Source organism: Citreimonas salinaria, from assembly GCF_900107235.1.
Classification (GTDB): Bacteria; Pseudomonadota; Alphaproteobacteria; order Rhodobacterales; family Rhodobacteraceae; genus Citreimonas; species Citreimonas salinaria.
This window is the reverse complement of the sequence record NZ_FNPF01000016.1, coordinates 39821-66523: the sequence shown is the minus strand read 5'-3', so window position 1 is coordinate 66523 and position 26703 is coordinate 39821. Positions and strand designations below refer to the sequence as shown.

Here is a 26703-nt window from a genome sequence, read left to right as displayed (position 1 = left end):
GCTTTTCATGGTTTTCGTCTACGCGGCCCTCGGGCTGATCATCCTTCTGCTTGCCGGCGACGCGCTTGTGAAGGGGGCCGTGAACGTGAGCCTGCGGCTGGGCGTGCCCGCGCTGATCGTTAGCCTGACCATCGTCGCCTTCGGCACTTCGGCCCCCGAACTTCTGATCTCGGTCCAGGCCGCGCTGGCGGGAGTGCCGGGGATCGCGCTGGGCAACGTGGTGGGATCGAACACCGCCAACGTGCTGCTGGTGCTGGGCATCCCGGCGCTGATCGCGGTCATGCACACGTCCGAGCACGATACCCGCACCAGCTATGTGCAGATGCTGGCCGCGTCGGTGCTGTTCATCGCGCTGGCGTTCCGCGGCGTGTTCGACTGGATCGCGGGGCTCGGCCTTCTGGCCGGGCTGGCCGTCATGCTGTTCGTGGCGTTTCGCGACGCGCGCGCGCACCGCAAGTCGTCGCCGAAGCCCGAGCAGGTGGAGGGTGCGGACCCGGACATGCCGTGGTGGAAGATCATCGTCTACCTGATCGTGGGCCTTATCGGCCTGCCGATCGGCGCGGACCTGCTGATCGACAGCGCCACCGAGATCGCCCGCATGTTCGGCCTGTCCGAGTCGGTGATCGGGCTGACGCTGGTGGCGGTGGGCACGTCGATGCCGGAACTGGCGACGACCGTCATGGCCGCGATCCGCCGGCAGGCGGACGTGGCGCTTGGCAACGTGATCGGGTCGAACATGTTCAACCTGCTGGGCATCATCGGCATCGCCGCGCTGGTGGCGCCGATCCCGGTCGATCCGGCGTTCCTGCGCTTCGACCTGTGGGTGATGCTGGGCGCGTCGCTGCTGCTGATCCCGTTCGTCTACCTGCGCCGCGACATCGGCCGGGTCTGGGGCGTGGCCTTGTCGGCGCTCTACGTGGGCTATGTGGCCATCGTGCTGACCGCCTGAGAGGGACGACGACGATGCCAGACACTCCACGCGCGCTGGTGACCGGCGCGGGCAAGCGGCTGGGCCGCGAGATGGCGCTGTACCTGGCGCGACGGGGCCACGACGTGGCCGTGCATTACGCAGGCTCGGCCGACGCCGCCGAGGACACCCGCGCCGAGATCGAGGCCATGGGCCGACGGGCGGTGACGCTGCAGGCCGACCTGCTGGACGAGGACGCGATGCACCGCCTGCTGCCGCGTGCCGCCGAGGCGCTGGGCGGGCCTGTCTCGGTGCTGGTCAACAACGCCTCGATCTTCGAATACGACAGGATCGACAGCGCCACCCGCGAAAGCTGGGACCGGCACATGGAAAGTAACCTGCGCGCGCCCTTCGTGCTGATTCAGGCGCTGGCCGCGCAGATGCCCGAGCCCGCGCGGGATGACGCCGGAGAGCCGCTGGCGCGGGGGCTGGTGGTCAACATGATCGACCAGCGCGTGCGCAAGCTGACGCCCGAGTTCATGACCTATACGCTGGCCAAGGCGGGGCTGTGGACGCTGACGCAAACGGCCGCACAGGCGCTGGCCCCGCGGGTGCGGGTCAACGCGATCGGCCCGGGCCCGACGCTGCAGGGCGCACGCCAGTCCGACCGCCATTTCGCCGCGCAGCGCGCCGCGACGGTGTTGGGACGGGGCGCGAACCCGGACGACATCACCGCCGCGCTGGGTTATTTCCTCGACGCGCCGGCGGTCACCGGGCAGCTCCTGTGCATCGATGGCGGGCAGCACCTTGCCTGGCAGACGCCGGACGTTCTTGGCATCGAGTGACCCGCGCTGCGACACTTTTGCACCCTTGGTCGAGCCGTCGCGAAAGCGTTACAAATCGCTTAATGCTTTCAAAGGTTTGCGGCGGGGGAGCGAGAAATTGACGCTTTTACAGGGCTTTATGGCAATGCTTAATTTTTGGGCAACCCGGTGAAAGGCATGTGGAACAAGGCAAATTCGAGAAACACCCGAATTTGCCTACAGACTTGTCCACAGATTGCGTGGATGCCTTAACGCTTGCAAACCGGCGGCGTCCGGCGGCGGAGAACGGGAATCGGGCCTGACATGGCAGAGAACGAAACGCAGACCACCGAAGGCGGGCAGGGGGCACCGGCGCAGCCCGTCCCGACGGGCCACGCGGTCATCCAGGACTACCTGCGGACGCTCGACAATTCGCCCGGCGTCTACCGGATGCTGGATGCGCAAAGCCGGGTTCTCTATGTCGGCAAGGCGCGCAACCTGCGGGCGCGGGTGTCCAACTATGCCCGGCCCGCGGGTCATTCGCGGCGCATCGCGCGGATGATCTCGGAAACCGCGTCGATGATGTTCCTGACCACGCGGACCGAGACCGAGGCGCTGCTGCTCGAGCAGAACCTGATCAAGCAGCTCAAGCCGAAGTTCAACGTGCTGCTGCGCGACGACAAGTCGTTTCCGAACATCCTGATCTCGAAGCACGCCTATCCCCAGATCCGCAAGCACCGCGGCTCGAAGCGCGACGAGGGCAGCTATTTCGGCCCCTTCGCCAGCGCGGGTGCGGTGAACCGCACGCTCAACCAGCTGCAGAAGGCGTTCCTGCTGCGCAACTGCACGGATTCGATGTTCGAAGGGCGCACGCGGCCCTGCCTTCTGCACCAGATCAAGCGGTGCAGCGCGCCCTGCGTCGGCAAGATCTCCGAGGCCGAGTACGCGCAGAGCGTGCGCGACGCGGAACGCTTCCTGTCGGGCAAGTCGACCCGCATCCAGGAACAGCTGGCCGCGCAGATGGAGGAGGCGTCCGAGGCAATGGAGTTCGAGCGCGCCGCAGCCCTGCGCGACCGGATCCGCGCGCTGACGAACGTGCAATCGGCGCAGGGCATCAACCCGCAGGGCGTGTCCGAGGCCGACGTGATCGCGCTGCATCTCGAACACGGGCAGGCCTGCGTGCAGGTCTTCTTCATCCGGGCGAACCAGAACTGGGGCAACCAGGACTTCTATCCCCGGGTGGGCGAGGACGTGGATCATGCCGAGGTGCTCGAGGCGTTCCTGGGCCAGTTCTACGACCAGAAGGACCCCGCGCGCCGCATCCTGCTGAGCCACGAACTGGAGAACCGCGACCTGATGGCGGCCGCGCTGAGCGAGAAGCTGGGCCGCAAGGTCGAGATCGCCGTGCCCCGGCGCGGCGAGAAGGCTGAACTGGTGGACGGCGCGCTGCGCAACGCCCGCGAAAGTCTGGGCCGGAAGATGGCCGAGAGTGCCGCGCAGGGGAAGCTGCTGCGCGGGCTGGCCGAGGCGTTCGGGCTGGAGGCGCCGCCGGCGCGGGTCGAGGTCTACGACAACTCCCACATCCAGGGGACGAACGCGGTGGGCGCGATGATCGTCGCGGGGCCGGACGGGTACATGAAGAACCAGTACCGGAAATTCAACATCCGCGGCGAGGAGCTGGTGCCGGGTGACGATTTCGGGATGATGAAGGAGGTGCTGGGCCGGCGGCTGAAACGCCTGCTGAAGGACGACCCGGACCGCGACAAGGGGCTGTGGCCCGACCTCATGCTGATCGACGGCGGCGCGGGACAGGTCAGCGCCGTGGCCGAGATCATGGCCGAGCACGGGGTCGAGGACGTGCCGTTCGTGGGCGTGGCCAAGGGCGTGGACCGCGACCACGGCAAGGAGGAGTTCCACCGCCCCGGGCAGCGGCCCTTCGCGCTGCGGAGGAACGACCCGGTGCTGTACTTCGTCCAGCGGCTGCGGGACGAGGCGCACCGCTTCGCGATCGGGACCCACAGGGCCAAGCGGGCCAAGGCGCAGATGGCCAACCCGCTGGACGAGGTGCCCGGGGTGGGGGCGTCGCGCAAGCGGGCGCTGCTGGCGCATTTCGGCTCGGCCAAGGCGGTGAGCCGGGCGAACCTGGCGGACCTGCGGGCCGTGGACGGGGTCAGCGAGGCGCTGGCGGAACGGATCTACGCCTTCTTCCACGAGAAGGGGTGATCCGGTGTCCCACGGTGGGACAGGAATGCGCCGTAAGGAAATCAAGGGCTTGCAGAGACGGATTCAGGATCCGTTAACGCTCGGGGTGCGGAGGGGGCATCGCGCAAGGTGCCGGCGGGCGTGTTGCCGGTTGGCGGGCGGGGCGCGCCTGCGGCGCGCGCATGGCTCTCGGCCCGCGCTTGGGCGCGGGCCTCGGGGCGAGGGGCTGCGCCCCTCTGGCGCCTGCGGCGCCATTCACCCCGGGCCGCGCGCGGCCGTGCCGATCGCGCCCGGTCGGGCGGCGCGGATCACGCGGGAAGGACGAGGGTCTGGAAGGTGCGGCGCAGCGCGTCCGGCAGCGGCGCGGGGCGGCCGGCGGGGCTGGTGTGGACCTCGGTGAAGAAGCCCTCGGTGCAGGCGGTTCGGTCGTCGTTGCGGAAGAGGCCGATCTCGAACCGGACCGAACTTTTGCCCAGGTGGCCGACGCGCAGGCCGGCATGCAGCGTGTCGGGAAACCCGGCCTCGGCATGGTAGCGGATGCCGGATTCCACCACCAGCATTCGGGTGGCCCCGGGGCCCCGCAGGACGAGGCCGTTTTCCATCTGCCACAGGCTGACCGCGGTGTCGAATATCTCGAGATAGGTCGCGTTGTTCATGTGCCCGTACTCGTCGTTGTCGTTCCAGCGCGTGGGCATCGCGCGGAAGGCGGTGTAGGCGTCGCGGCCGGCCGGGGGCTGGCGGGTCATTGCGGGCGCATCAGGCGGAAGGCGGCCGAGGCGGCCCAGCCGGCGGCGATGGCGATGGCCAGCGACATCAGCCCGTAGAGCAGCGGCTGCTGGTGCGACAGGGTGAACAGCCAGCGCTCCAGCCCGACCTTGCGCACGGGGATCGTCGTGTCGAACCGCGCCACCACGGCCCGGTCGCGGGTCAGGAAGACGCGCGTCGTGTAAAGCCCCTCGGTCAGGTTCGCGGGCAGGGCGATCGCGGTGTCGAACAGGGTCTGTTCGCGAAGGTCGACGGCGCCTTCCTTGTGGATGTAGAGGCCGTTCGCCCGCCGGATCCGGATCACCGCGTCGGTGAAGGCCTGTGGCTCCAGCACGCCAGAGGGCGCGCCCACCGAGCGGATCGCGCGCGGGATCGAGACCGCGTGGCGCAGGTCCTCGGTGTGGCTGATGACCTCCTCCCACGGGCCGGACGTGGCGACGGCGTAGAAGCTGGGGGCGGAATCGACCTCGACCGCGTCGACGTTGACCCAGATGCCGGCGCGGCGTTCCTTGCGGCGCACGGTCACGGGGCGGTCGGGCCCCTGGACGGTCACGACCACCTCGAGCGGCGGGCCTTCGGGAATCGCGGTTTCGCGCTTGACGGCGCCGAAGATCAGGATTTCCGAGCCGGAGAAGCTGGTGGAGATCGACACCTGGTCCTGGCTGAGGCCGAGCACGACCTCTTCGGCGGTGCGGGCGGGCCCGGCGGCGAGCAGCAGCAGTAGGGCGAGCCAGAGGCGCATCACACAGCCCCCGTGCTGAGGGTGTAGAGTTCCTCGGGGCGCAGCAGCAGGTCGAGCGCGAGCTTGCCGCAGACCAGCAGCACCAGCGTCGCCAGCAGGATGCGCAGCTGCTCGGCCCGCATGCGCGCGCCGAAGACCGCGCCGAACTGCGCGCCCAGCACGCCGCCCACCAGCAGCAGCACCGCCAGCACCACGTCGACCGTCTGGTTCGTGACCGCGTGCAGCAGCGTGGTGAAGGCGGCGACGAAGATGATCTGGAACAGCGAGGTGCCGATCACCACCTTGGTGGGCATCCCCAGCAGGTAGATCATCGCCGGCACCATGATGAAGCCGCCGCCCACGCCCATGATCGCGGCCAGCATGCCCACGGCGACGCCCACCAGGACCGGGGGGATGACCGAGATGTAGAGGCCGGACGTGCGGAACCGCATCTTGAGCGGCAGGCCGTGGATCCAGGTGTGCTTCTTGCGCGGGGCGATCTTGCCGCCGCGGGTCTTGCGCAGGGCGCGCAGGGATTCGACGAACATCAGCGCGCCGATGATCCCGAGGAAGACGACGTAGCAGAGCCGCACCAGCAGGTCGACCTGGCCCATCTCGCGCAGGATGTTGAACACGACGATCCCGAGGCCTGATCCGACAAGGCCGCCGGCCAGCAGCACGAAGCCCATGCGCAGATCGACCGTGCGGCGCCGGAAATGCGCCAGCACCGCCGAGAAGGACGCCGCGACGATCTGGTTGGCCGAGGTGGCCACCGCGACCGCCGGGGGGATGCCGATGAAGAACAGCAGCGGCGTGATCAGGAATCCTCCGCCGACGCCGAACATGCCCGACAGGATGCCCACCAGCCCGCCCAGTCCCAGCAGCAGGAACGCGTTGACCGAGACCTCGGCGATGGGGAGGTAGATCATCATGGGGATTGTTAGCGCGCGCGGTGCAGGCTTGGCAACGGGGCGGCGTCAGCGCTCCTTCACGTAAGGCTGGCCGCCGGCGCGGGGCGGGATGGCCTTGCCGACGAAGCCCGCAAGGATCACCACCGTCAGGATGTAGGGCAGCGCGTCCATCACCTGCACCGGCACGGTAAAGGCGCCGAGGTCGATGTTCTGGTAGCGCAGCGCGATGGCCTGCAGGAAGCCGAACAGAAGGCACGCCCCCAGCGCGTACCACGGCCGCCACTTGGCGAAGATCAGCGCGGCGAGCGCGATGTAGCCGCGCCCGGCGGTCATCTCGCGCACGAAGCCGGCCTGCAGGCCGGTGGCGAGGTAGGCGCCGGCAAGGCCGCACAGAAGGCCCGCGATGGCCAGCGCGGCGAAGCGCAGGCCGGCGACCGAGACGCCGGCGGTGTCGACAGCCTCGGGGGCCTCGCCCACGGCGCGCAGGCGCAGGCCGAAGCGGGTGCGCTGCAGCACCCACCATGTCAGCGGCACCATCAGAAAGCCCACGTAGACCAGGATCGAGTGCCCCGAGATGAGCTCGGCGTAGATCGGGCCGAGGACGGGGATGGGGCGGAGGGTTTCGGCGAAGGGCAGGGCGATGTCGGAAAAGCGCCCGCCGGTCATCAGCGACGGCGTGCGGCCGCCTTCGGAGAACCAGACCTGGGCGATCATCACCGTGAGGCCCGAGGCGAGAAAGTTCAGCGCCACGCCCGAGATCAGCTGGTTGCCGCGGAAGGTGATCGACGCGAGGCCGTGGATCGCCGACAGCACCATCGACGCCGCGATCCCCGCCAGCATGCCGAGCCAGACCGAGCCGGTGGCGAAGGCCACCGCGGCCGAGAAGAAGGCGGCGATGAGCATCTTGCCCTCGAGGCCGATGTCGATGATGCCCGAGCGTTCGGAAAACAAACCCGCCAGACAGGCCAGCAGCAGTGGGATCGCCAGCCGGACGGTCGAATCGAGCACCTGCAGGATAGTCGCGAGATCCATTGGTCTAGTCCCTCGGGCTGGTGGGCTTGGGTTTCGGGCCGCGGCGGGCGCGCAACGCGCCGAACATCGCCTCGAGCGGCATGCGGACCATGTTGTCGAGCGCGCCGGTGAACAGGATCACCAGCGCCTGGATCACGGTGATCAGCTCGCGCGGGATGTCGGTCCAGAGGGCAAGCTCGGCGCCGCCCTGGTAGAGGAAGCCGAAGAGCAGCGCCGCCAGGAACACGCCCACGGGATGCGAGCGGCCCATCAGCGCCACGGCGATGCCGATGAAGCCCGCGCCCTCGGTCGCGTTCAGCACCAGGCGCTCGGCCTCGCCCATGGTGGTATTGAGGCCCATGAGGCCCGCCAGCGCGCCCGAGATCAGCATCGCCAGCACGGTGATCCGCACGGTCGAGATGCCGGCGTAGCGCGCGGCGGTGTCGGAATGGCCGAAGGCGCGGATCTCGTAGCCCAGCCGCGTGCGCCAGATCAGCAGCCAGACGGCGATGCAGGCCAGCACCGCGAGGAAGAAGGTCACGTTCGCGGGCGAGCCGCGGAACAGCGTGCCGCCGAAGGCGAACATGTCCTGGAAGGTGGGCAGGTGGGTCGCGGGCGGGAAGGTTGCGGAGGCCGGCTCCATCGCGCCCACGGGGCGCATCAGGTTGACCAGCACGTAGTTCAGCAGCGCCGCGGCGATGAAGTTGAACATGATCGTGGTGATCACGATGTGGCTGCCGCGCGTCGCCTGAAGCCAGGCCGGGATGAAGGCCCAGGCCGCGCCAAACAGCCCGCCCGCGAGCGTTGCGCCGGCCAGCGCCAGCGTCCAGTGCGGCCAAGGGATGTAGAGCGCCACCAGCGCCACGCCGAGGCCGCCGATCATGGCCTGCCCCTCGCCGCCGATGTTGAACATGCGCGCGTGGAAGGCGACCGCCACGGCCAGGCCGGTGAAGGTGAAGTTCGTGGCGTAATAGAGCGTGTAGCCCCAGCCGGTCGAGCGCATCAGCGCGCCCTCGACCATCAGCGAGAACGCGGCGACCGGGTTCTCGCCGATGGCGAGGATCACCAGCGCCGACAGGATCGCGGCCAGCAGGATCGAGATCAGCGGCACGAGCACCGCGTCGGCCCAGGCAGGCATTCGGTTCATGGGCAGGGTCCGGTGGTTCGGGCCGTCGTGCCCGGGACGCGGGCATCGGCTGTTGTCTGGGTGGCGTGCGCGCGTGCCGCGTGCGCGGTGCGCGTGCAGCCTGCGGCGGCCTCCGGCGGGAGTATTCGTGCCAGAAAGAAGCCGCCGACCTGCATGAAGCCGTCCGCCTGCGCGCTTGGTGGAAGGGCGGGTCCGGCGCGGCGGAACGCGGAGGCAAGGCCGCCGCGCCCTCCCACCGGTTGCGGATCGTCAGTCATGGCGGGCAGCCTCGCGCCTTTCCTTGTCGCGCAGCGACTCTTCGACCGCGTCGAGACCGGACCCGGCGGGCGCCTCGGTCACGCCGGCCATCAGCAGGCCAAGCTCGCGCTGGTCGGTCTCGGACGGCAGGCGTTCGCCCATGATGCGGCCGTCGAACATCACCGCGATGCGGTCCGCGAGGCCCAGGATCTCGTCCAGCTCGACCGAGACGAGCAGGATCGCCTTGCCCTTGTCGCGCAGGCGCACGATTTCCTGGTGGATGAACTCGATCGCGCCGATGTCGACGCCGCGGGTGGGCTGGCCGACCAGCAGCACCTCGGGGTCGCGCTCGATCTCGCGGGCAAGGACGATCTTCTGCTGGTTCCCGCCCGAGAAGTTCCGCGCCTCGAGCCAGGGGTCGGGCGGGCGCACGTCGTAGCGCTTCATCTTGTCCTCGGCATCGCGGCGCAGGGCGACGTTGTCCATCAGTGTGCCGCGCCCGTAGCGGTCGTCGTGGTGATAGCCGAAGGCGATGTTCTCCCATGCGTGGAATCGCATGATCAGCCCTTCGTGCTGGCGGTCCTCGGGCACGTGGGCGATGCCCTGCGCGCGGCGTGTCTTGCCGTCGGCCTTGCGCCCGGTCAGCGGGATCTCGTGGCCGTTCAGCCGCACGCTGCCGGTGGCCGTGGCCATGCCGCCCAGCACCTCGAGCAGCTCGGACTGGCCGTTGCCCGATACGCCGGCGATGCCGACGATTTCGCCGGCGCGGACGGTCAGCGAGACGTCGCGCAGACGCTGCACGCCGCTGGCATCGGTGTGGCTGAGATTCTCGATCTCGAGGATCGGGCGGCCGGGCTGCGCCGGCGCCTTGTCGACGCGCAGCAGCACCTTGCGGCCGACCATCAGCTCGGCCAGCTCGGACGGATTGCTTCGGGCGGTCTCGACGGTGGCGACCATCTCGCCCCGGCGCATGACGCTGACCGTGTCGGTGATCTCCATGATCTCGCGCAGCTTGTGGGTGATCAGGACGATGGTCTTCCCCTCGTCCCGCAGGCCGCGCAGGATGCGGAACAGGTGGTCGGCCTCGGCCGGGGTGAGCACGCCGGTGGGCTCGTCCAGGATGAGGATGTCGGCCTCGCGGTAGAGCGCCTTGAGGATTTCCACGCGCTGCTGGTGGCCGACGCTGAGGTCCTCGATCAGGGCGTTGGGGTCGACGCGCAGCTCGTAATCGTCGGCCAGCTTCTTCAGCACGCCGCGGGCCTTCGACAGCGAGGGTCTGAGCAGGCCGCCCTCCTCGGCGCCGAGGATGACGTTTTCCAGCACGGTGAAGTTCTGCACCAGCTTGAAGTGCTGGAACACCATGCCGATGCCGGCGCGGATCGCGGCCTGGCTGTCGGGGATCTCGGTCTTCCTGCCGCCGATGAAGATCTCGCCCGCGTCGGCCTTGTAGAAACCGTAGAGGATCGACATCAGCGTCGACTTGCCGGCGCCGTTCTCGCCGATGATGCCGTGGATCGTGCCCGGCATGACGCGGATCGAGATGTCCTTGTTGGCCTGCACGGGCCCGAAGGCCTTCGAGATGCCCTTGAGCTCGATCGCGGGGGTGTCGGTCATTGCTGTCGGCCTTTTCGGCAGGTCGTGCTGGTGGTCGTGCAATGGTGCAGGGGCCGCGTCGCCGCGGCCCCTGCATCGGGCCCGCCGCGTGGCGGGCCATCGCGTCGCGCGATCAGAACGTCAGCGCCGGGCAGCTGTCGTCGCTGGTGTAGTCGTGCACCGTGATCTCGCCGTCGATGATCTTGGCCTGCGCCTCGTTGACGGCGGCCTGCATCTCGTCGCCGATCAGTTCGGCGTTGTTCTCGTCCAGCGCGTAACCCACGCCTTCCTCGGCCAGGCCCAACACCTGGACGCCGGTTTCCAGTTCCTCGCCCGCGCTCATCGCCTCGTAGACGGCGACGTCGACGCGCTTGAGCATCGAGGTCAGGACCGAGCCGGGGTGCAGGTAGTTCTGGTTGCTGTCCACGCCGATGGACAGGATGCCCTCGTCCGCGGCGGTCTGCAGAACGCCCAGGCCGGTGCCGCCGGCGGCGGCGAAGATCACGTCGGCGCCCTGGCTGATCTGCGCCTTGGCCAGTTCCGAGCCCTTGACCGGGTCGTTCCAGGCGGCGGGTGTGGTGCCGGTCATGTTCGAGATGATCGTCGCGTCCGCGTTCACGGCCTTGACGCCCTGGGCGTAGCCGCAGGCGAACTTGCGGATCAGCGGGATGTCCATGCCGCCGACGAAGCCCACCGTGCCGGATTCGGAGGCCATCGCCGCCAGCATGCCGACGAGGAAGCTGCCTTCGTGCTCGGAGAACAGGATCGACAGGACGTTGGGGTGCGCCTCAGGGTCGACGTAGCCGTCGATGGTGACGAACTTGGTGTCGGGATAATCGGGGGCGACGTTGGCGATGATCGTCGAATAGCTGAAGCCGGTGGTCACGACCGGGTTGAAGCCGTTCTCGGCGAAGCGGCGCAGGGCCTGCTCGCGCTGGGCCTCGGACTGGATCTCGATGTCGCGGAACTCGCCGCCGGTTTCCTCGGCCCAGCGCTGGGCGCCGTTGAAGGCGGCCTCGTTGAACGACTTGTCGAACTTGCCGCCCAGATCGTAGATCAGCGCGGGGTCGGCCAGTGCGGCGCCGGCGCTCAGCGCCAGTGCGGCGACCGAGCCGAGGGTCTTGCGAACGAAGGACATTTGGTAGCTCCCTGGGGTGGACCGGGCGGGGTTGGCCCGCCTCGTGAGGTGGCGCCAATTTAGGCCTTGGGTGCAAGGGGTGGTCAACCGCTTTTTCGGCGGACGCAGCGTTCGGGCCGCGGTGCCGGGCTGCCTGCCTCAGGCCAGGTCCCTGGTCAGGATCAGCGCATCGTCGGTCATGCCGTCCGGCAGCCGGTAATAGGCGCGGCGGCGCCCGGCCTCGGCGAAGCCGCGCGCGGCGTAGAAGGCACGGGCGGGCGCGTTCCGGGCAGCGACCTCGAGGAACAGGCGCGTGGCGCCACGGGCGCGCGCCGCGGTCTCGAAGGCGGCCAGGGCGGCGCTGGCCTGACCGGTGCGCTGCGTCGCGGGGTCCGCGGCCAGCGCAAGGATCTCGGCCTCGTCCGCGATCGCGCGGCCCAGCACGAAGGCACCGGGCGCCGTGGTCAGCAGTGCGCCGGGCGCTGCCAACGCGTCGCGGAAATCCCGCGCGGACCACGGGCGCATGTGGCGGTAGGCGCGCGCCGACATTGCGGCCAGCGCGTCAGGCGTCATCGAGGATGCGCGGGGGCGCGTCGCGCGCGGGCGCCGCGTCCGCGGGCCGGATGTAGAGCGGCGCGGGCCGGTCGAAGGATTCCCCGGCGCGCAGGCGGTGCAGCGCCACGCGGCTCAGCGCCTCGGCGATGCCGCCCCTCGCGTCGAGGTCGCGGGGCTGGGCTTCGGCGCCGCCAAAGCGTTCCGTCAGCGCGGTGGCCTCGGCGCCGATCACGGGCAGGTGGCGGGGCAGGGTGTCGGGCGGGGGGGCATCCAGTGCCAGTTCCACGGGCGCGCCGGCGGGCCGGCCGTCGCGGAAGGCCATGAGGACGACGTCGCTGCCGCGCCGGGTGCTGGGCAGGCTGACGATCGCGTCACCGCCCGCAGGCCCGTCCGGTCCCGCCAGCGCCTCGAACCCCGAGACGCCGATCGCGGGAATACCCAGCCCCAGCGCCAGCCCGCGCGCGGCCGAGACGGCGATGCGGATGCCGGTGAAGTTGCCGGGGCCGGTGCCCACCGCCAGCGCGGCCAGATCGGCCCAGGCCACGCCCTGCGCGTCCAGCAGGTCCTGCAGCATCGGCATCAGACGCTCGGCCTGGCCGCGCGCCATCGATTCGTGCGTCCTTGCAAGAAGCGTGTCGCCCCGAAGCAACGCGGCGGCGCAATGCGCCGCCGACGTGTCGAAGCCAAGGATCAGCGGATCTGAGGTCATGCCCCGCGCGTCGCTCAGACGGCGACGGGCCGGACCTCGGTCACTTCGGGAATGTAGTGGCGCAGCAGGTTCTCGATGCCCATCTTCAGCGTCAGGGTCGAGGACGGGCATCCCGCGCAGGCGCCCTGCATGTGCAGGTAGACGACCCCGCGGTCGAAGCCGTGGAAGGTAATGTCGCCGCCGTCCTGCGCCACTGCCGGACGGACCCGACTGTCGAGCAGTTCCTTGATCTGGCCGACGATCTCGCCGTCCTCGCCGGTGTGCTCGGCATGGCCGCCGCCTTGGGTGGCGCCGTCGCTCATCACCGGCTGGCCGGACTGGAAATGCTCCATGATGGCGCCGAGGATCGCCGGCTTGACGTGATCCCAATCGGTGCCGTCGGCCTTGGTCACGGTCACGAAGTCGGTGCCGAAGAACACGCCGGTCACGCCCTCGACCCCGAAGAGTCGCTGCGCCAGCGGCGAGGCTTCGGCCGCTTCGGGCGCGGGGAAATCGGCGGTGCCCATCTCCAGCACGGTCTGGCCGGGCAGGAATTTCAGTGTCGCCGGGTTCGGCGTGGATTCGGTCTGGATGAACATGGCGGACGTTCCTTTTGGCTGCGCCCTATATGCGCCCGGCGCCGGCCCGCGTCAAGGTTTGGAACGATTCTAAAGTTTCACGCGGGCGCCCGGAGCCGCGCGCGGATGTACTTCGCCGCCGAGCGGTAATGGGATGGCCCCGCCGCCTCGGCCCAGCGCCCCGGGGTCCAGTCGTTCCCGCCGCCCTGCATGGGGCCGCCGTAGAGGGTCGCGTCGTCGTGCGCGTCGATGAAGGCCATGAGCCGCGCGTGGTTGTCACGCAGAAGCGCGCGCGCCTCGTCCCAGGTCATGTCCGCCTGCGCCGCGCGCAGATCCGCGTTGAATCGTTTCAGTTCGTTCCACTTGTAGCCGGGTGCGGGAATCGCCACCTTCGCGCCGGCCTGGCCCTGCGCGTACCAGCCGAGAAAAAGGTCGATCCAGGCGGCGCGGTGTCCGACGACATCCTTCGGCGTCATGCCGTCCGCCTCGGGATCGGGGGCGAGCCGCGCCTCTGCCGGCACCCGGTCGAGCAGCGCGTCGAGCTTGTCGAACTCGCGCGCGATTGTGTCGCGCAGATCGGATTTGCTCGTTGCGGCGGGCATGGCGGGGTTCCTTTCGCGGTCCAGGCTAGGCGGAGCCGCGCGAAGACACCTTGCGCCAGATCAAGCCGGCGGCGATTCCGGCAGGGCCCGGCGGATGGCGAGCGGTTCCCGGGCAGGCCCGCCAAGGGCGCGGCGGACATGCGCGCCGGTCCGGTGGTCGCTCAGGTAATGGCCTCGAGCCGCTCCTTCGACAAGTCGCCGGGCACGATGGTGATCGGGATGGGCAGCGTCCCGGCGGTCTTGGTCAGTTGCGACACCAGCGGGCCGGGGCCCTTGCCCTCGGAGGCGGCGCCGAGCACCAGCACGCCGATCTCGGGGTCCTCGCGCACCTGCGCGATGATCTGGGGCACCTGCTCGCCCTCGCGGATGACCAGCTCGGGGTCGACGTTCTGGCGGTCGCGCATCCACTTGGCATAGACCTCGAAATGCGCCTGGATGCGCTCGCGGGCCTCTTCGCGCATGACCTCGCCGACGCCGATCCAGTGGTTGAAATCTTCCGGCGCGATCACCGACAGCACGGCGACGCCGCCGCCGGTCTTGTTCGCGCGCATCGCCGCGAAGCGCATCGCGTTGAGGCATTCGCGGCTGTCGTCCAGCACCACCAGAAACTTGCGCATCGTTACGGTCTCCCCGCTCCCGTCGCGCAGCATGGCGCGCGGGCCGCGCGCTGGCAAGCGCGCGCCGATGGGGCGAACGCGATCAGGCGGTGCCCGAGCGGGCCCAGTCCCAGTAAAGCTCGCGCGCGCGGCGCGTCACCGGGCCGACCTGGTACGGGATGTCCTCGAACCCCGTGACGGGCGTGACCTTGGCCAGGTTGCCGGACAGGAAGACCTCGTCGGCGTCGTCGAAATCGGCGAAGGACAGCACGGTCTCGACCACCTCCATGCCGTCGGCGCGCAGGTTGGCGATGTGGCGCGCGCGGGTGATGCCGGCGAGGAACGTGCCGTTGGGGATCGGCGTGAAGACCGTGCCGTCCTTGACCATGAACACGTTCGACGTGGCGGATTCGGCGACGTTGCCCATCGCGTCGGCCACCAGCGCGTTGCCGAAGCCGCGCGACCGCACGTCGGCCAGCATCCGCGCGTTGTTGGGGTAGAGGCAGCCCGCCTTGGCGTCGACCACCGCGTCTTCAAGCACGGGGCGGCGGAAGCGGGTGCGCCCCAGCGTGACCGTGGCGTCGGGCGCGGGCATGGGGATTTCCTCGAGCGCGACGGCGAATCCCGTGCGCTCGGGCGAGGGGGCGATGACGGCGGCATCGCCGTCCAGCGCCCAGTACATGGGCCGGATGTAGAGCGGCGTCTCCTTCGGGTAGGCGGCCAGTCCCTCGCGCACGATCTCGACCATCGCGTCCGTATCTACCGTCGGCTTCAGCATCAGCGCGCGGGCCGAACGGTTCACCCGGTCGCAATGGGCGCGCAGGTCGGGGGCCATTCCGTCCACGTGGCGGGCGCCGTCGAAGACGCTCGACCCCAGCCAGGCGCCGTGGTCGCTGGCGCGCATGACCATCGCGTCGCCGTCGTGCCAGGTGCCGTCGAAATAGGTGCGGATGTTGCGTCCGGTGGCCATGTCTTCCCCTTCTCGTGTCGCGGCGCACGCTAGGCGGGTGCGCGGCGAAGGTCCAGACCGGGCGGCGCTTGCGGGACGCCCGGTGATGCGCGAAGGTCCAGACATGACGAACGACATCCCCGTGAACCCCGACCGCTTCCTGGCAGACCTGCACGCGCTGCGCGCCATCGGTGCGTCGGGCGTGGGCAAGGGCGTCGTACGCCCCGCCTATTCCCCCGCCGACATCGAGGCGCGCGACTGGTTCGCCGCCCGCATCCGCAACGCGGGGCTGGAGCCGCGGTTCGATCCGATGGGCAACCTGTTCGGGCTGGCCGAGGGGCAATCCTTGCTGGTGGGGTCGCACACCGACACGCAGCCCGAAGGCGGCTGGCTGGACGGCGCGCTGGGCGCGGTCGCGGGGCTGGAGATCGCTCGCGCCGCGCGCGAGGCGGGAGGCCCGGCGGTGTCCTGCGTCTCGTTTCAGGACGAGGAGGGGCGCTTTGGCGTCACGACGGGCAGTGCGGCCTGGGCCGGGCTGCTGGCGCAGGCCGAGGCCGATGCGCTGACCGACCATTCGGGCGTCACACTGGGCGACGCCCGCGCCGTGATGGGCGACCGGCTGGGCGCTCCGGTCGATCCGGGCCGCTTCACCGGGTTCCTGGAGATGCATATCGAGCAGGGCCCGGTGCTGGACGGCACGACCGAGGCGCTGGGCGTGGTCGAGGCGATCGTCGGCATCCGCGACATGGTCATCACCTTCGACGGCCAGCAGAACCACGCGGGCACCACGCCCATGCACTTGCGCCGCGACGCGTTCCAGGCGCTGTCGGCGTTCAACGCCACGCTGAACGAGCGCTTCGCCAACGTGGTCACCCCGGCGACGGTCTGGACGATCGGCCACGTGGCGCTGCACCCCGACGCCTCCAGCATCGTGCCGGGCCGCGCGCGGTTCTCGATGCAGTGGCGCGACGGCGATCCCGACCGGCTGAAGCGGATGGAGACGATCATCCGCGACACCGCCGCCGAGGTCGCCGAGGCGCGCGGGCTGGAGGTCGGCTTCGGGCCGATGCTGGGGATCGAGCCGGTGGCGATGGATGCGGGCCTGCGCGCGGCGCTGCGCGACGCGGCCGAGGCCATGGCGCCGGGACGCTGGCGCGAGATGCCGTCTGGCGCGCTGCACGATGCCAGCAACGTGGCGCGGCTGATGCCGTCGGCGATGCTGTTCGTGCCCTCGATCGGCGGCATCAGCCACGCCTTCGAGGAAGACACCGCCGAGGCGGACCTGGTCACCGGGTTGCGCGCGCTGGCCCACGCCGCGGCCGCCGCCGCGCCCTGACGCCAGCCGCGGCTTCTTTCGTCCGAAAAGTATGCCGGGGGAATCCGCTGCGCGGACGCGGGCAGAGCCCGCGGCTCGCTCACTCCCAGGTGACGTCGCCCAGGAAGATGTAGCCGGCGCCGTAGATCGTCTTGATCAGGCGCGGGTTCTTCGGGTCCTCGCGAAGCTTCGTGCGCAGGCGCGAGATCCGCACGTCCATCGCCCGGTCGAAGCTTTCGCCCGCGCCGCCGCCCAGGGATTCCTGCATGTGCGCGCGGCTGATCAGGCGTTTCGGGCTTTCGAGGAACAGCCGCAGCACAGCGCCCTCGGCATGGCTGAAGGGCGTCTCGGCGCCTTGTTCGTCGACCAGGGCGTAGCGGTCGAAATGCGCGGTCCAGCCGTTGAAGCGCGCGAGGTCTCCGTGGCTTTGCGGGCGCGCCTGGGTGCGCAGGCGGGCGCGGATGCGGGCGACAACCTCGGCGGGATCGAAGGGCTTGATGATGTAGTCGTCGGCGCCCAGTTCCAGCCCGGTCACGCGGTCCTGCACCTGCGCGCGCCCCGAGATGATGATGACCGTCGCGCCCTTTTCCAGCGCGAGCCGGTGCACGAGGCTGAGGCCGTCGCGGTCGGGCAGGCCCAGGTCGACGAGGCAGACGTCGGGAACCGTGCGGCGCAAGGCGGCCTCGAATTCGGTCGCGCGGCCGAAGGTCATGGTGCGGAAGCCGGCCTCGGCCAGGGCGTCGGCCAGCATGGACCGGATCGCCGGTTCGTCGTCGAGGATGGAGACCAGGGCGCTCATGCGACGGACTTAGCGCAAGCGCGGGGCGCGGGAAAGCGGCCGCGCAGTCAGGCGTCCTCCGCGCCCGACGCGGGGACGCCGAGAAAGCGCGCGAGGTCGGCGGCCGTGAACGGCTTGGCGATGACCGGCGCGCGGGCCTGCGCGCGCCTGCGCAGCGAGTCGCCGGGCGGCAGCGAGGTCATCAGCCGCACGTCGTGGCCGGGCAGCAGGTCGGGCAGGGCGGCACCGGGCCGGTCGCCTTCGAGGGCGATGTCGGACAGCACCAGCGCGATGTCGGGCAGGCCCTCGGCCAGCAGGATCGCCTCGGCTACGGATGCGGCCTCGACCACGGAAAAGCCCATGCCTGTCAGCATCTCGCGCACACTTTCGCGCAGTTCCGGCGCGTCCTCGACCAGCAGGACGAGGCCGGCGCGTGCCACCGTCTCGGCCCGGCGCAGGGGCAGGCGCAGCGTGACTTGCGCGCCCGCGTCGGTGTTGGCCAGCCGCAGGTCGCCGCCGGCGAGCTTGGTCATGTCGTAGACCATCGCCAGCCCGAGCCCCGAGCCTTCGCCCCCCTTGGTGGTGAAGAACGGGTCGCGCCCGCGGGCCAGCGCCTCGTCGGTGAAGCCGGGGCCGGTGTCGGAGACGATGATCTCGAACCAGATGCCCTGCCGCTCGCCGGCCTCGATCGTGATGCGGCCCCCGGCGCTGTTCTCGCCGTGGCCGTCGGTGTCGCCCTGGGCGCCGCAGGCGTCGCGGGCGTTGAGCACGAGGTTGAGCAGCGAATCCTGCAACATCCCCGCGTCGAGCATCAGAGCGCCCTCGAGCGTGCAGGTCACGTCGAGCGTGATCGTGCCGGGCAGCGAGGGGCGCGCCAGCGTGGCGAGCTCGTCCAGAAGCTCGGCCGGGACGACGGGCTCGGGGCGCCAGGCGCGGTGGCTGGTGACGCCCGCGATGCGCGACAGAAGCGTGCCGCCGCGCCGCGCCGCCTGCATGGTGGCGGCGACCAGCGGATCGGCCTCGGGCGGCAGATCGAGGCGGGCGAGCTTGGACTGCATGCCCATGATGATCGTCAGCAGGTTCGAGAAATCGTGCGCAAGGCCGCTGGTCAGCTGGGCGGCGAGTTCGCGCCGCCGTGTCTGTTGCAGCGCGGCGCGGGCCTGGGTTTCCTCGGTCACGTCCTGCGACAGGATGTAGACGCCGCGTTCCAGCGGGTCGGGGGTGAAGGCGCCCCGGATGCGGCGCGAGGAGAGCGCGTCGGTGAATTCGAAGATGCTTTGCCGTCCCTCGTAGGCGGCGCGCAGATGCGGCTCGACCCGGGCGAAGGCCTGCGGGCCGAGCGCCTCTTCCATCGTCATCCCGAGGATGTCCGAGGGCCGGCCGGGCAGGACCGCCGACAGCCGCTTGTTGGAAAAAGTGTAGCGCCCGGCCGCGTCGAGGCGGGCGATGTGGGCGGGCATCATCTCGGTCGTGGTGCGGGTGCGGGCCTCCATCTCGGTCAGCTCGCGGCGGGCCTCCTCCAGCGCGGTGATCGTGGCGGCCAGTTCGCGGTTGGTCTGCGAGAGCTGCTCGGAGCGTTTCAGCACCTCTTCCGACAGCAGTTCCGAGCGCGTGCGCAGCAGGCTTTCCTGCGCCTTCACGGCGGTGATGTCGGTGTAGACGGTGACCCAACCGCCCTGCGGCAGCGGCGCGCCCTCGACGCTGATGAAGCGGCCGTTGGCGCGGGGACGCTCCATGTAATGCGGTTCGAACGCGCGGGCCTGTTCGACGCGGGTGTCGACGAACGACTCGAGGTCGTCGACGGGGCCGTATTCGCCGCGCTCGGCCAGGTGGCGCACCGTGTCGCGGAAGCGCGCGCCGGGGCGGGTGAGGGCCGCGGGCAGGTCGAACAGCTCGGCGAAGCGGGCGTTGCAGGCCGCCAGCCGCAGATCGCTGTCGTAGATCGAGATGGCCTGCTGGATCAGGTTCAGCCCGGCCTGCATGAGCGCGTGCGTGCTGGCCATGCGCGATCCTCCCCGCCCCGATGCCATACCGTGTGGCTACACCGGGTGCGGGGCCGCGCCAAGCGCCGCGCTTCGGTCGCCGGGAAGCTGCCGCCGGGGCAGCACGCCTGTTACAATTCGCAAGGATTCCGCAAACATCAGGAAAAAGTTGACCGGCAGCGTGACCCCTGTCTGAATGGACGACCAAGGCCGCGTCACAAGCGGCCGCCGGTTCGGAGGGGACCGGACTGTGCCGGGCAAACCGGCATGATGGGAGGAGAAGACTTGGCGCATCTCACCGAGGGCGCGGAGGGATCGCGTTCGATCCCCGCGCTGCTGGCGCGCAATGCGCGCGAATTCGGCGACAGCCCGGCCTACCGGGAAAAGGAATTCGGCATCTGGCAGACCTGGAGCTGGGCCGAGACCGAGGAGGAGATCGAGGCGTTCGCCCTGGGTCTGCTGACCCTGGGCGTGGCCGAGGGCGACTCGGTCGCGGTGATCGGGCGCAACCGGCCCACGCTCTACTGGGCGATGGTCGCGGCACAGATGTGCGGCGCGATTCCGGTGCCGCTGTACCAGGACGCCAACGCCGAGGAGATGGCCTATGTGCTGGATCATTGCGGCGCGCGTTTCGCCGTGGTGGCCGACCAGGAGCAGGTCGACAAGGTGATCGAGGTGCAGGACCGGCTGAGCCGGTTCGAGCAGATGATCTATGTCGATCCGCGCGGCCTGCGGAAATACGACCACAGCAAGCTGCACCTCTTCTCGTCCGTGCAGGGCGAGGGGCGCGCGGCGCGCGACAGGCTGCTGCCCGAGCTCGAGCGCCGGCGCGGGGGCCTGGGCTACGACGATACCTGCGTGATGCTGTACACCAGCGGCACCACGGGCAAGCCCAAGGGCGTGGTGCTGTCGAACCGCAACATCATCGAGTCGGGCAAGGCGTCGTCCGAGTTCGACAACCTGCGGCGCGACGACGAGGTTCTTGCCTATCTTCCAATGGCTTGGGTCGGCGACTTCATCTTCTCGATCGGGCAGGCCTACTGGACCGGGTTCTGCGTCAACTGCCCCGAATCCGCCGAGACGCTGCTGACCGACCTTCGCGAGATCGCACCGACATATTATTTTGCCCCGCCAAGGGTTTTCGAGACGCAGCTCACGCAGATCATGATCCGGATGGAGGATGCCAGCCCGCTCAAGCGGCGGATGTTCCATTACTTCATGGACCATGCCCGCCGCGTCGGCCCGCGCATCCTGGACGGCAAGCCCGTCGGCACCTGGGACCGGGTGAAGTACCGCCTGGGCGAGGTGCTGGTCTACGGGCCGCTGAAGAACGCGATGGGCTTTTCCCGGATCCGCGTCGGCTATACCGCAGGCGAGGCGATCGGCCCCGAGATCTTCGATTTCTTCCGCGCGCTGGGGATCAACCTCAAGCAGCTCTACGGCCAGACCGAGGCGACCGTGTTCATCACGATCCAGCCCGACGGCGAGGTGCGTAGCGACACGGTGGGCGTGCCGGCGCCGGGCGTCGAGCTGCGCATCGGCGACAACGGCGAGGTCTACTACCGCAGCCCCGGCACCTTCGTGGAATACTACAAGAACCCCGAAAGCACCGCCGAGACCAAGGACCCCGAGGGCTGGGTCGCCACCGGCGATGCGGGCTTCATCGAGGAAAGCAGCGGCCATCTGCGGATCATCGACCGCGCCAAGGACGTCGGAAAAATGGCCGATGGCGGCATGTTCGCGCCCAAGTACGTCGAGAACAAGCTGAAGTTCTATCCCAACATCCTCGAGGTGGTGGTGTTCGGCGCCAGCCGCGAGAAGTGCTGCGCCTTCATCAACATCGACCTGTCGGCGGTGGGCAACTGGGCCGAGCGCCACAATATCGCCTATTCGTCCTACCAGGAACTGGCCGGGCACCCCCAGGTGCTGGACATGATCCAGCGCCACGTCGAGGAGACCAACGAGAGCATCGCGCGCGACGAGATGCTCTCGGGCTGCCAGGTGCATCGCTTCCTGGTGCTGCACAAGGAACTGGACGCCGACGACGGCGAACTGACGCGCACCCGCAAGGTGCGCCGCAAGGTGATCGGCGAGAAGTTCGAGGACCTGGTGAACGCGCTCTACGACGGGTCGGACAGCGTCTACACCGAGACGGAAGTGACCTACGAGGACGGCCGCAAGGGCAAGATCAAGGCGACGCTGGAGATCCGCGACGCGCGCGTCTTCCCGGTGGCGCAGCCGCAGGTGGCGGCGGAATGACGTTCGCCGCTCGCGCTGACGCGCATCGCCCCGCCCGCCATCCCGCAGAGAGGATCGCATGAAAGACACCGAAGGATACGTCACCGCGGACGGCCGGCAGATCGGCGGGGTGCTGATGGAGCTGCGCAACATCACGCTCAAGTTCGGCGGGGTGACGGCGATCAACGACATCAGCTTCGACATCCGCGAGGGCGAGATCCGCGCCATCATCGGGCCGAACGGGGCGGGCAAGTCGTCGATGCTCAACGTCATCAGCGGCTTCTATACGCCGACCGAGGGTTCCGTGTGGTACAAGGGCGAGCAGCGCCCGAAGATGAAGCCCTACGAGGTCGCCCGCATGGGCGTGGCGCGCACGTTCCAGAACATCGCGCTGTTCGAGGGAATGACGGTGCTCGACAACGTCATGACCGGGCGGCTGACGCACATGAACGCGGGCATCCTCAGCCAGGCGATCTGGTGGGGAAGCGCGCGCGACGAGGAGATGGAGAACCGCGAGAAGGTCGAGCGGGTGATCGACTTCCTCGAGATCCAGAACATCCGCAAGACGCCGGTGGGCCGTCTGCCCTACGGCCTCAAGAAGCGGGTCGAACTGGCCCGCGCGCTGGCGGCCGAGCCGTCGATCCTGCTGCTCGACGAGCCGATGGCCGGCATGAACGTCGAGGAGAAGGAGGACATGAGCCGCTTCATCCTGGACGTGAACGACGAGTTCGGCACGACGATCTGCCTGATCGAGCACGACATGGGCGTGGTCATGGACCTGTCCGACCGGGTGGTGGTGATGGATTACGGGCGCAAGATCGGCGACGGCTCGCCCGACGAGGTGCGCAGCAACCAGGACGTCATCGACGCCTATCTGGGGGTGCCGCACTGATGCGCCTCGACCGCGTCGAACCCTGCCGCGCCGTGTGCGTTGGTCGCCTGCACAGCAAGGAGACCGACCATGGCAGACATGAGCGACATGACCTGGACCAAGAAGCGTCTCGCGGAGGTTCTCGGCGAGGACCGGGGGCTGGACGACTATACCGCGTCGGCGGTGGCGATGTTCGGGCCGGACGATCTGGACGAGATGCTGAAGATGGAGCGCGAGGCGGCGCTGCAGGCGTTCTCGCAGGCGGCGCGGGCGTCGCGCGATGCGCGCGGCCCGGGCGCGGCCGAGGGCGGTTCGCGGCCGACCTTCGTGGCAAAGGACCTGGAGCGCGGCCTGTCCGCGGCGCGCGCGGCGCTGGAAATGGTCCCTGCCGGCACCCGGTCGGAGAAGGCCAACGCGCTGCTGGCGGATTGCCATTGCCCGGAGCCCGGCGCACGCGGCTGAGTCGCCCCCCATACATTACAGCACACGCACACCCCGGCACGCCGCGGCGCCGGGGTGTTTTCATGCGCCATACCGACCGCGCGCAAACGCGCGGCTGCCCGAGAGGACGGACATGCTGAGAGACATCTTCATCACCCCCTTCGTGGACATGGTCGAGGCGCCGGATTTCCTGATGCAGGTGCTGTGGGAGGGGCTGGTCTCGGGCGTGCTCTATGCGCTGATCGCGCTGGGCTTCGTGCTGATCTTCCGATCGAGCCGGATCCTGAACTTCGCGCAGGGCATCATGGTGGTCTTCGCGGCGCTGACGCTGGTCGGGCTGCACGCGATGGGCCTGCCGGCCTGGATCGCGGTGGCGGCGACGCTGGCGGTGATGTTCGTGCTTGCGGTGACGATCGAGCGCGTCGTGCTGCGTCCGCTGGTGGGCCAGCCCGACATCATCCTGTTCATGGCCACGATCGGCATCACGCTGTTCCTGATCGGCCTCGGCGAGACGATCTTCGGCGGCGAGAACAAGGTGATGATCACCGGCGAACTGGGCATTCCCACAGGCGACACCGTGCTGGAGCCCTTCGGCGGCCTGCTGATCCTGCAGCACCTGGACATTACCGTGGTGCTGGTCGCGGTGGCATTGGTCGGCGCATTGCTGGCCTTCCTGAACTACACGCGCATGGGCCGAGCGATCCGCGCACTTGGCGACGATCACCAGGCGGCGCTGTCGGTGGGGATCTCGCTTCAGACGATCTGGGTGCTGGTCTGGTTCATCGCGGGCATCATCGCGCTGGTCACGGGCATCGCCTGGGGTGCGCGGGCAGGGGTTTCCTTCGCGCTGGAAGTCATCGCCTACAAGGCGCTGCCGGTGCTGATGCTGGGCGGGCTGGAATCGATCACCGGCGCCATCGTCGGCGGGCTGATGATCGGCGTGCTCGAGAAGATCTTCGAGATCTACTGGGGCCAGCCGCTGCTGGGCGGCAACACCGAGGCCTGGTTCGCCTTCGTGCTGGCGCTGATCGTGCTGCTGTTCCGGCCGCAGGGACTGTTCGGGGAAAGGATCATCGAACGGGTCTAGGCGGCCCGCCGGGGGCTCAGGCCCTCGGCGGGGATCCGGACGGGCAGGAAAGCCGCGCGGCGGCGACTTGAGAAGAGACAGCCGGGCGTCACGCCCGGACCCGGGACGACAGCCGGGGTGACAGGGAAGAGAGACGGGCATGCTTTACCGCACCGCAGGACAGTTCAAGACCAGCTACAAGGCCGACCAGGCACTGTTCCCGGTCCGGCAGGACGCGATCCTGCTGGGGGTCATCCTGGCCTTCGCCTGGGTGATCTTCCCCTTCACCGCGTCCGAGTTCGCCTTCCAGACGATGCTGATCCCGGTGCTGATCTACGCGCTGGCGGCGCTGGGGCTGAACATCCTGACGGGCTATGCCGGGCAGCTTTCGCTGGGCACCGGCGCGTTCATGGGCGTGGGCGCCTATGCCTGCTATAAGATGGTCACGCTGTTCCCGTGGATGAACCCGGTCGTGGCGATCCTGCTGTCGGGCTTCTTCAGCGCCGGTGTGGGCGTGGCGTTCGGCATCCCCTCCTTGCGCATCAAGGGGTTCTACCTGGCCATCGCCACGTTGGCCGCGCAGTTCTTCCTGACCTGGCTGTTCGAGAAATGGGCCTGGCTTTACAACTACAACGCCAGCGGCGCGATCCAGGTGCCGAATATCCAGATGTTCGGCATCTACGTGACCGGCCCGCAGGCGGATTCGATCGTGCAGTATTTCCTGGTGCTGGGGATCGTCACGGTGATGACGCTGCTGTGCATCAACCTCACGCGCGGCACGCTGGGCCGGACGTGGAAGGCCACCCGCGACATGGACATCGCGGCCGAGCTGATCGGCATCAACCTGATGACCTCGAAGCTGACCGCCTTCGCGATCTCCAGCTACGTCGTGGGCGTGGCGGGCGCGCTGTACGTCTTCATGTGGAAGGGCGCGGCCGAGCCCAACGTGTTCTACATCCAGCTGTCGTTCCAGGTGCTGTTCATCGCCATCATCGGCGGGCTTGGCTCGATCCTGGGCAACTTCCTGGGCGCGATCCTGATCGTCGGGCTGCCGGTGGTGCTGAACCTCGTGCCCGGCGCGCTGGGAATCCCCATCAGCTCGGCCATGGTCGAGCACCTGAACACCATGATCATCGGCGCGCTGATCGTCTTCTTCCTGATCGTCGAGCCGCACGGGCTGGCGCGGCTCTGGGCGCTGATCCGCGAGAAACTCATCATCTGGCCGTTCCCGCACTAGGCGGGCCGGCCGGACACGATCCCGGGCAAAACCGGGGCCTTTTCAACCCATGGGAGGATAACCATGAACCACTTCACCAAGCTTGTCGCCGCCGCGGTTCTTGCCGGCGCGACCGGCGGCGCCGCCGTCGCACAGGAACTGTTCGTCCCGAACCTCGCCTACCGGACCGGGCCCTTCGCGGCGACCGGTATCCCGATCATGAACGGGCAGGCGGACTACTTCACCATGCTCAACCAGCGTGACGGCGGCATCGGCGGCGTGCCCGTCAACGCCGAGGAATGCGAGACCGGCTATTCCACCGAGAAGGGCGTGGAATGCTACGAGAAGCTCAAGGGCGAGGCGCTGGTGACCCAGCCCTGGTCCACCGGCATCACGCTGCAGGTCCTGCCCAAGACCAACGTGGACGAGATCCCGATCTACGGACCCGGCTACGGCTTTTCGCCGATGGCGGACGGCACGACCTTCAAGTGGGCCTACAACACGCCGTCGGGCTACTGGGACGCGGCCGACATGATCGTGCAGTACATTGAGGGTCAGGAAGGCGATCTCGAGGGCAAGAAGTTCGCGTTCCTGCATCTCGACCACCCGTTCGGCAAGGAGCCGCTGCCGGTGCTCGAGCAGCTGGCCGAGGAGAAGGGCTTCGAGCTGGTGCCGATCCCGGTCGGTCTCAACGAGATGCAGAACCAGTCGGCCCAGTGGCTGCAGATCCGCCGCGAGCGTCCCGACTACGTGATCATGTGGGGCTGGGGCGCGATGAACGCCGGCGCCATCACCGAGGCGGTCAAGACCAAGTTCCCGATGGAGAATTTCATCGGCGTGTGGTGGGCCGGGCATGACGCCGACCTCAACCTCGTGGGCGAGGAAGGCGCGGGCTACAAGTCGATCAGCTGGTCGTTCCCGAACATGGACGCACCGGTGATGCAGGACATCAAGGAATATGTCGTCGACGAGGGCCTGTCGCAGACCAACCCCGAAGAGATGGAAGGCGTGTTCTACGGCCGCGGCGTCGTGATCTCTGCAATCCTGGGCGAGGCGATCCGCGTCGCGCAGGATGAATACGACACGGCCGAGATCACCCCGGCGCAGCTGCGCTGGGGCTTCGAGAACCTCGACTTCTCCGAGGAGCGCATCGCGGAGCTGGGCCTCGACGGCATGGTGCCGCCGTTCCAGACGTCCTGCGAGAACCACACCGGCCATTCCGGCGGCTGGATGCTGGAATGGGACGGCGAGCAGTTCGTGAAGGCGTCGGATCTGCTGCGGCCGAATGTCGAGAGCTATAGCGACCTGATCGACTCGAGCGCGGCCGAGTACGCGGAAAGCAACGCGCCGTGGCCGAACAACGAAGAGTGCGCCGCAACCAACTGATGCGGACCCCGCCGGCGGCCTCAGGGTC

General features: G+C 69.0%; 25 protein-coding genes. 10 read left to right on the top strand and 15 right to left on the bottom strand.

Annotated features, from left to right (window positions below; all coding sequences use genetic code 11):
- Window positions 1-7 precede the first annotated feature (7 nt).
- From BLW27_RS16490 to uvrC, 3 genes are all read left to right on the top strand, one after another.
- Window positions 8-949, top strand: a complete 942-nt coding sequence (locus tag BLW27_RS16490; RefSeq protein ID WP_089884949.1) for a calcium/sodium antiporter — start codon at window positions 8-10, stop codon at window positions 947-949.
- Window positions 950-963: 14 nt separating this feature from the next.
- Complete coding sequence (locus tag BLW27_RS16485) at window positions 964-1752, top strand: SDR family oxidoreductase (protein ID WP_089884947.1); 789 nt, start codon at window positions 964-966, stop codon at window positions 1750-1752.
- A gap of 282 nt (window positions 1753-2034) precedes the next feature.
- Entirely contained in the window at window positions 2035-3933 is a 1899-nt protein-coding gene (gene uvrC, locus BLW27_RS16480) for an excinuclease ABC subunit UvrC (RefSeq protein WP_089884945.1), read from the top strand.
- A 287-nt stretch (window positions 3934-4220) separates the two neighbouring features.
- Here the strand turns inward: uvrC and BLW27_RS16475 are convergent, their stop codons facing one another.
- The 13 genes from BLW27_RS16475 to BLW27_RS16415 form a co-directional block, all read right to left on the bottom strand.
- Window positions 4221-4658 carry an acyl-CoA thioesterase gene (locus BLW27_RS16475; RefSeq protein ID WP_089884943.1) on the bottom strand — a complete coding sequence of 146 codons (438 nt, stop codon included), beginning with the start codon at window positions 4656-4658 and terminating at the stop codon, window positions 4221-4223.
- The gene (locus tag BLW27_RS16470) at window positions 4655-5419 is read right to left on the bottom strand and encodes a TIGR02186 family protein (RefSeq protein WP_089884940.1); all 765 of its coding nucleotides are present in this window, start codon (window positions 5417-5419) and stop codon (window positions 4655-4657) included. The genes BLW27_RS16475 and BLW27_RS16470 overlap by 4 nt, the downstream gene beginning before the upstream one ends.
- Window positions 5419-6330, bottom strand: a complete 912-nt coding sequence (locus BLW27_RS16465; protein ID WP_089884938.1) for a sulfite exporter TauE/SafE family protein — start codon at window positions 6328-6330, stop codon at window positions 5419-5421. Before BLW27_RS16465 ends, BLW27_RS16470 begins: the two co-directional genes overlap by 1 nt.
- A gap of 45 nt (window positions 6331-6375) precedes the next feature.
- Window positions 6376-7341, bottom strand: coding sequence for an ABC transporter permease (locus BLW27_RS16460; protein WP_089884937.1), 966 nt, complete (start codon window positions 7339-7341; stop codon window positions 6376-6378).
- A gap of 4 nt (window positions 7342-7345) precedes the next feature.
- A complete protein-coding gene (locus BLW27_RS16455; protein ID WP_089884935.1) occupies window positions 7346-8467 on the bottom strand; it encodes an ABC transporter permease in 1122 nt (373 codons plus the stop codon).
- 249 nt (window positions 8468-8716) lie between these two features.
- Entirely contained in the window at window positions 8717-10318 is a 1602-nt protein-coding gene (locus tag BLW27_RS16450) for an ABC transporter ATP-binding protein (protein WP_089884933.1), read from the bottom strand.
- 112 nt (window positions 10319-10430) lie between these two features.
- The gene (locus tag BLW27_RS16445) at window positions 10431-11435 is read right to left on the bottom strand and encodes a BMP family lipoprotein (RefSeq protein WP_089884931.1); all 1005 of its coding nucleotides are present in this window, start codon (window positions 11433-11435) and stop codon (window positions 10431-10433) included.
- Window positions 11436-11573: 138 nt separating this feature from the next.
- A complete protein-coding gene (locus BLW27_RS16440; protein ID WP_089884929.1) occupies window positions 11574-11987 on the bottom strand; it encodes a GNAT family N-acetyltransferase in 414 nt (137 codons plus the stop codon).
- Entirely contained in the window at window positions 11977-12678 is a 702-nt protein-coding gene (tsaB, locus tag BLW27_RS16435; RefSeq protein WP_089884927.1) for a tRNA (adenosine(37)-N6)-threonylcarbamoyltransferase complex dimerization subunit type 1 TsaB, read from the bottom strand. Before tsaB ends, BLW27_RS16440 begins: the two co-directional genes overlap by 11 nt.
- 14 nt (window positions 12679-12692) lie before the next feature.
- A complete protein-coding gene (locus tag BLW27_RS16430) occupies window positions 12693-13256 on the bottom strand; it encodes a NifU family protein (protein ID WP_089884925.1) in 564 nt (187 codons plus the stop codon).
- A 77-nt stretch (window positions 13257-13333) separates the two neighbouring features.
- Entirely contained in the window at window positions 13334-13837 is a 504-nt protein-coding gene (locus BLW27_RS16425) for a ClbS/DfsB family four-helix bundle protein (RefSeq protein ID WP_089884923.1), read from the bottom strand.
- 161 nt (window positions 13838-13998) lie between these two features.
- Entirely contained in the window at window positions 13999-14454 is a 456-nt protein-coding gene (locus BLW27_RS16420; RefSeq protein ID WP_089884921.1) for a universal stress protein, read from the bottom strand.
- A gap of 82 nt (window positions 14455-14536) precedes the next feature.
- Complete coding sequence (locus tag BLW27_RS16415) at window positions 14537-15403, bottom strand: branched-chain amino acid aminotransferase (RefSeq protein ID WP_089884920.1); 867 nt, start codon at window positions 15401-15403, stop codon at window positions 14537-14539.
- A 103-nt stretch (window positions 15404-15506) separates the two neighbouring features.
- Between BLW27_RS16415 and BLW27_RS16410 the strand changes: the two genes are divergently transcribed.
- Window positions 15507-16718, top strand: coding sequence for a hydantoinase/carbamoylase family amidase (locus BLW27_RS16410; protein ID WP_089885018.1), 1212 nt, complete (start codon window positions 15507-15509; stop codon window positions 16716-16718).
- Window positions 16719-16797: 79 nt separating this feature from the next.
- On the opposite strand, the gene BLW27_RS16405 is transcribed toward BLW27_RS16410, so the two are convergent.
- Entirely contained in the window at window positions 16798-17496 is a 699-nt protein-coding gene (locus BLW27_RS16405; protein ID WP_089884918.1) for a response regulator transcription factor, read from the bottom strand.
- 47 nt (window positions 17497-17543) lie between these two features.
- Entirely contained in the window at window positions 17544-19478 is a 1935-nt protein-coding gene (locus tag BLW27_RS16400) for a PAS-domain containing protein (RefSeq protein WP_089884916.1), read from the bottom strand.
- Window positions 19479-19742: 264 nt separating this feature from the next.
- Here BLW27_RS16400 and BLW27_RS16395 point away from each other — a divergent pair, with 264 nt between their 5' ends.
- The 6 genes from BLW27_RS16395 to BLW27_RS16370 all read left to right on the top strand — a co-directional run bounded on the left by BLW27_RS16395 (window position 19743) and on the right by BLW27_RS16370 (window position 26675).
- Complete coding sequence (locus BLW27_RS16395) at window positions 19743-21716, top strand: AMP-binding protein (RefSeq protein ID WP_245710918.1); 1974 nt, start codon at window positions 19743-19745, stop codon at window positions 21714-21716.
- 58 nt (window positions 21717-21774) lie between these two features.
- Window positions 21775-22587 (top strand): ABC transporter ATP-binding protein, encoded by an 813-nt coding sequence (locus BLW27_RS16390; protein WP_089884914.1) that lies wholly within the window; start codon window positions 21775-21777, stop codon window positions 22585-22587.
- A gap of 69 nt (window positions 22588-22656) precedes the next feature.
- Window positions 22657-23028: a hypothetical protein gene (locus tag BLW27_RS16385; protein ID WP_089884912.1), complete on the top strand. Its 372-nt coding sequence runs from the start codon at window positions 22657-22659 to the stop codon at window positions 23026-23028.
- Between the two features lie 112 nt (window positions 23029-23140).
- Complete coding sequence (locus BLW27_RS16380; RefSeq protein ID WP_089884910.1) at window positions 23141-24094, top strand: branched-chain amino acid ABC transporter permease; 954 nt, start codon at window positions 23141-23143, stop codon at window positions 24092-24094.
- Window positions 24095-24233: 139 nt separating this feature from the next.
- Window positions 24234-25310, top strand: coding sequence for a branched-chain amino acid ABC transporter permease (locus tag BLW27_RS16375; RefSeq protein ID WP_089884907.1), 1077 nt, complete (start codon window positions 24234-24236; stop codon window positions 25308-25310).
- Window positions 25311-25373: 63 nt separating this feature from the next.
- Window positions 25374-26675: an ABC transporter substrate-binding protein gene (locus tag BLW27_RS16370; protein WP_089884905.1), complete on the top strand. Its 1302-nt coding sequence runs from the start codon at window positions 25374-25376 to the stop codon at window positions 26673-26675.
- The last annotated feature ends 28 nt before the right edge of the window (window positions 26676-26703 follow it).